1 protein-coding gene is annotated in these 706 nt (G+C 26.6%); it reads right to left on the reverse strand.

Annotation, left to right across the window (positions count from 1 at the left end; all coding sequences use genetic code 11):
- Positions 1–121: 121 nt before the first annotated feature.
- Complete coding sequence (locus LOK41_RS28370; protein WP_241819417.1) at positions 122–340, reverse strand: hypothetical protein; 219 nt, start codon at positions 338–340, stop codon at positions 122–124.
- Between the last annotated feature and the right edge of the window lie 366 nt (positions 341–706).

Raw genomic sequence — 706 nt, forward strand, 5'->3', positions numbered from 1 at the left:
TACCGCCAGCATTTTGGAAAAAAACCACGCTAAGCAAAAAATACAATAAGCCGTCCATATGGACGGCTTATTTACATAATTATCGTTATGGGTAGGCAATCTATCTTGAAACTTACCAAATTCACTTAAGGGATTCTTTCCAGTTTGAATAATAATAAATGAACTGAATTAATAAAGTCATTATTGCAATACCTGTAAAAATTACAAAATACATTAATTCAACATCTAACAAATACATCCCTATTACCGAAATGAATACAAAGGGAATTGAAGCTAATACATTGTAAAAACGTTTTTTATAAAAAAGTGCATCTTTTGCGTTTATATAATTATTGACCATAAATATTCCTTCTTCCCATCTGAATTTATTGTGTGTTCACATATATTAACTAAATTTTACCATATGTTAAGTGATCTTATTTCAAATAATACATTCGCTACAAAAAGAAAAAAGAGATAAGAGTACTATTATTAGTACATTATCTCTTTTCGAATATGCATTTCATATCCCATGTAAATTTACCACATATTTCAATGGGACTTACAAATTGCTCTTCAATAATAATTATATCTTGTTTTTGTAAAAAATATACGATTTCAAACCTTTTCAAAAATACATGGCCAGAATGTCAGTGACTTACATATATTTAAGAATTATAGTTGGTTAAAACATGAAATTCATTTTATTATAGTTTATTAAATATGG

The organism is Bacillus sp. TL12 (assembly GCF_022625245.1).
Classification (GTDB): domain Bacteria; phylum Bacillota; class Bacilli; order Bacillales; family Bacillaceae_G; genus Bacillus_A.